Below are 4,734 nucleotides of genomic sequence, written 5' to 3' on the forward strand. Positions count from 1 at the left end.
GCACCGGGTCGGGCCGGGCGGCGGGCGGTGCGCTCCGCTGCGGCAGCGGATCGAGTGACGGCTGGGCGACCGTCGGCGTGCCGGCGTTGAACCCCCCGGCGAAGGCGGGCGGTGCGGTACGGGCCGGCGGCTCCGGGGTCGGGGCCGGGTTCGCGGTCGGCCACGGCGCCGACGAGGGGGTGGTGTCGCGCCACCGCTCGGTCAACGTGGCGAGGTTGGTGCGACCGGTGCCGGTGAGCGGCTCACTGGGGGCCGGCGGCGTCGGGGTCTGCTCGACGGCGAGCGGCTGACGCGGCCGGGTGATCTGGTCGCGGCCCCGCAGGCTCGGCAGGATCACCGTCGAGGCCGGCAGGGTGATCTGCGCCACGGTGCCGCCCTCGACGTTGCGGCGCAGCTCGACCCGGATGCTGTAGCGGGCCGCGAGGCGGCTGACCACCGCGAGACCCATCAGCCGGAAGGCGGCCACGTCGACGGTGGACGGCGCGGCGAGCCGGCGGTTGAGCGAGTCGAGCTGCTCGTCGCTCAGCCCGAGGCCCCGGTCCTCGATCTGGATGAGCACGTAGTCGCGGATGCGGCGGCCGTCGGCGACCACGGTGGTGTTCGGCGGCGAGAAGCGGGTGGCGTTGTCGAGCAGCTCGGCCACCAGCCGCACGACGTCGTTGACCGCGTGCGCGGCCACCGAGACGTCGGTGTCGACGGTGCCGAACTCGATCCGGTTGTAGAGCTCCACCTCGGACTGCGCGGCGCGCAGCACGTCCACCAGCAACGCGTCGTCGCGACGCGGCACGGCCGAGTCCGCGCCGGCCAGCACCAGCAGGTTCTCGTCGTTGCGGCGCATCCGGGTGGCGAGGTGGTCGAGCTCGAAGAGCTGGGCGAGCCGCTTCGGGTCCTCCTCGCCACGTTCGATCGCGTCGAGTTCACCGATCATCCGGTCGACCAGGGTCTGACTGCGCCGGGCCAGGTTGAGGAACATCGCCGAGACGCTGGTCCGCAGGGCCGCCTGTTCGGCCGCGACCCGGACCGCCTCACGGTGTACGACGTTGAAGGCCAGGGCGACCTGTCCCACCTCGTCGCGGTTGTTGAGCTGGATCGGGTCGCGTACCTCGCGGACGATCTCGTCGACGCTGCCGTCGCTGACGTTGCCCATGCCCTGGAGGCGGCGCACCGCCTCGGGCAGGTCGTGGTTGGCCACCGAGAGCGCACCCTCACGCAGCCGGCGCAGCGAGTGGTTCAGCGAACGGGCCAGCACCACGGCCAGCGTCACCGCGATGATCAGGGTGAGCAGCACCAGCGTCGACTCGACGATGGCCTGCCGGATGACGTCCGTCCGTGCCTGTTCGGCCTGGGCGAGCAACTGGTCCTGAAGCTCGATCTCGGCCCAGCGCATCAGCTCGTTGACCGCGCCGATCGCCGCGGTGGCGTCCTGCGCGCTGACCGGCGAACGGTTGCCCACCGAGCGGCTGATGTCGGTGGCGATCCGGTCGGCCAGCACCACCGCGTCACCGGAGACGGTGCTCTCGACCAGGGCCCGCTGGGCCGGGTCGGCGGCCAGCGAGAAGGCCAGCAGCGCCTCCTGCTGGCCGGTCAGGGTGGCCACGAACGCGGAGAACTGTTCGTTGTCCAGCCGGCCACGGGTCAGCGCCGTGAAGGCGATCGACTCCTCCTCGGCGACGGCGGCCTTCGCGCGGGCGAAGGCGGCCACCGCGCGGCGGGTGTCGGCCAACCGCTCCTCACCCGGCAACTGGGCCAGGCCGTCGCCGTAGGCGACCAGGTCGGACAGGACCACGCCGTACCGCAGGGCCGCCTCGGCGACCTCCATCTGCGAACGGTCGAGCACCTCCTGCCGGGTGCCGTCCAGCGTGTCCAGGTGCGTGTCGATGGTCCGTAGGCGGTCGCCGACCGCGCTGGGCACCTCACCGACCTTGGACCGCTCCGCGCGGTACGCCTCGATCCGCTGCTGGGTCTGCCGGACCCGGAGGTTGTACGCGTCGGCCTGCGGCTGCGGCTGGGCCAGGTAGGCCGCTGCCGCCATCCGTTCGGCGTGCAGGTCGTTGGTGAGCGCGGAGATGTTGATGGACAGTGCGGTCAGCGATCGGGCCTGGGTGGCGTCGTACGCGCCCTCGCCGACAGAGACGAGACGGACGGTGGCCAGCGCGATGACCGCGGCGACCGGCACGACCAGAATCAGCGCCAGCTTGGACCGGATCCGGGCGTCACGCAGCCGGAACAGGCGGCGAGGCGCCTTCGGCACGGCGTCACCGCTGGCGGGCAGGGTCGTCGGTCCGGTGCTCACGACATCGCCTCCGTCGTTTTCTCCACGCCTGGCCCGTCGATCCGTGCATGGAGCGACGGCCAGCGCCACGCGCGGCACGGCCGCGATTTCATCAGACGAGATCGTGTTTGGGAAGCCGCAGGCGGGCAGGAATCGGTCGGACGTCGCGCATCCCGTGATCCGGTCAACTAATACCTACATTTCCACAGCGCCCTGATCAGGGCATGTAACTCCAGAGTGGCGAAGCATGTCGCCACAGTGAGCAACGGAAAACATCTGGTTACCCCAACATGTGGGATCGGCGTCCCGAAACGCCTCCAGTGGTCCCGCTTGACCGCAGCGCCCGGCATTGGCAAGGTTTTGCAGGCTTCGCGCACACGGTACGGCAGACCCTTCCCGATTATCCACAGTGGACGGTTGCCGACACCAGTGACCGGGCCCCGCCCGCGCCACACCAGGAGGACTGAGTTGACCCCCTTCCGCTCCGCGACCGCCACGGCGCTCGCATCCACCCTGCTGGCCTCCATGCTCGCCGGCTGCCAGTTCGGCGGAGAGGCGAGGGACACGAGCCCGATCGTCATCGCCGCCGACCTGGAGCTCTCCGGAGCAGCGGCCGGGGTCGGCAAGGCGTACCGGCAGGCACTGGAACTCAAGGTCGAACAGTTGAACGCCTCGGGTGCGCTGAACGGCCGGTCGATCGATCTGCGGGTGAAGGACAATCGTTCCGACGCCAGTGAGTCGCTGCGAAACATCGCGGACTTCAGCAACGATTCGGCGGTCAGCGCCATCATCATGGGCGGCTGCAACGAATGCGCGGTCGGCGCGGTGCGCACCATCAACGAAAAGCAGATCCCGACCATCGCGCTCGCCGCGGCGGGCGCCATCACGAGTCCGGTCGCAGAACGACGGTACGTGTTCAAATTGGCACCGAACGCAGCCGACAGTGCCGACGCGCTCACCGTCGAACTGCGCCGCCGCAGCATCGACACGATCGGCATTCTGCACACCGAGGACACGTACGGCCGGGAGGGTGTCACCGCGCTGCAGCGCGAGTTCGACAACGCCGGCATCCAGGTGGTGGCCCAGGCCTCGGTCCGGGCCACGGACACCGAGGTGGACGGGCAGGCCAGCACGCTGGCCGCCGCCAACCCGGAGGGGATCATCATCTGGACCTCGCCGGAGCAGGCCATGCTCGCCGCCGCAGCGGTGAAGCGGGCCAACTTCTCCGGGGCGCTCTACCTCGACGCCGCCGCGGCCGGTGACCTCTTCCTCGGGTCGGCCTCGCGGGCGGTGGAGCGGGCGACCCTGGTGTTCACCCAGACCATGGTGATCGACGACGTCATCGCGACCACCCCGGCGAAGGCCGCCCGCCGCCAGTGGTTCCAGGACTACACCGCCCGCTTCGGCGGCTACCACGGCTCGTCCTCCTTCGCGGCGGACGCCGTCCAGCTCATCGCCGACGCCGAGCTGCGCTCCGGCGGCCCGGCCGGACAGGTCGACCGTGACGGCCTCCGCGACGTGCTGGAGACGTCCCAGTTGGACGGCCTGTCCGGACCGATCCGGATGACGCCGGACAACCACTCCGGGCTGATGCCGCAGGCGCTCACCACGCTGGTCGCCCGGAACGGCCGGTGGCGTCTGGCCGGCTGAGCCGGGTCAGCGGCTGGAGGTGGTCTCGCGCACCCAGGGCAGGCTGCGACGCTCGACGAGCACCAGCACGGTGTACAGCAGGATGCTGACCAGGGCGACGAGGATGATCGCCGCCCACGCCGTGGCGGTGTCACCGATGCCCGCGTACTGCTGGATGACGAAGCCGAGACCACCCTCACCGGCCTGGAACTCGCCGATCACCGCGCCGATCGCGGCCAGCGGCATGGCGACCTTGAGCCCGACGAAGATCTGCGGCAGCGCGGCCGGGAAGCGGACCTTACGGAACGCCTGCCAGCGGGAGGCGTTCCAGGACCGGACCAGCTCGGCCAGCTCGGCCGAGGTGGTGGTCAGGCCGGTCGCGGTGGAGAGCACGATCGGGAAGAAGCAGAGCAGGAAGACCATCGTCAGGATGGGCTTCTGACCCCAACCGAGCGCCACCACCAGCAGCGGGCCCAGGGTGATCTTCGGGACCGCGTTGACGGCGACCAGCAGCGGGGTGAACATCCGCTCGACCGTCCGCGAGGCGGCCAACGACAGTCCGATCAGCACACCCGCCACCGCCGAGAGCAGGAAGCCGAGCAGGATCTCGCCGGTGGTGGTGACGGTGTGTTCGAGCAGTCGGTCCTGCCCCATGCGGAACGCGGTCAGCACGTCGCCGGGAGGCGGCAGGGCCGCCGGGTGGACCAGCTCCAGCCGGGCGACCAGCCACCACACACTGAAGGCGATCAGCAGGCCGGCGGCTGGCAGCAGCGCGGACGTCGCGCCGTCCCGCAGGTCTCCCGGCCGCCACCGCCGGCCACGCGGTGCGGCCG

General features: G+C 71.0%; 3 protein-coding genes. 1 reads left to right on the top strand and 2 read right to left on the bottom strand.

Going from position 1 to position 4,734, the window contains the following annotated elements; translation table 11 throughout:
• A partial coding sequence (locus EYA84_RS26865) for a sensor histidine kinase (RefSeq protein ID WP_236145969.1) occupies positions 1-2,293 on the bottom strand: 2,293 nt, incomplete at its 3' end.
• Positions 2,294-2,740: 447 nt separating this feature from the next.
• On the opposite strand from EYA84_RS26865, the gene EYA84_RS26870 reads away from it, so the two are divergent.
• Positions 2,741-3,922, top strand: a complete 1,182-nt coding sequence (locus tag EYA84_RS26870; RefSeq protein WP_131056511.1) for an ABC transporter substrate-binding protein — start codon at positions 2,741-2,743, stop codon at positions 3,920-3,922.
• Positions 3,923-3,928: 6 nt separating this feature from the next.
• Here the strand turns inward: EYA84_RS26870 and EYA84_RS26875 are convergent, their stop codons facing one another.
• Positions 3,929-4,696, bottom strand: a complete 768-nt coding sequence (locus EYA84_RS26875) for an ABC transporter permease (RefSeq protein WP_236145970.1) — start codon at positions 4,694-4,696, stop codon at positions 3,929-3,931.
• Positions 4,697-4,734: the final 38 nt, after the last annotated feature.

The sequence above is a fragment of the Verrucosispora sp. SN26_14.1 genome (genome assembly GCF_004307965.1).
Lineage (GTDB): Bacteria > Actinomycetota > Actinomycetes > Mycobacteriales > Micromonosporaceae > Micromonospora.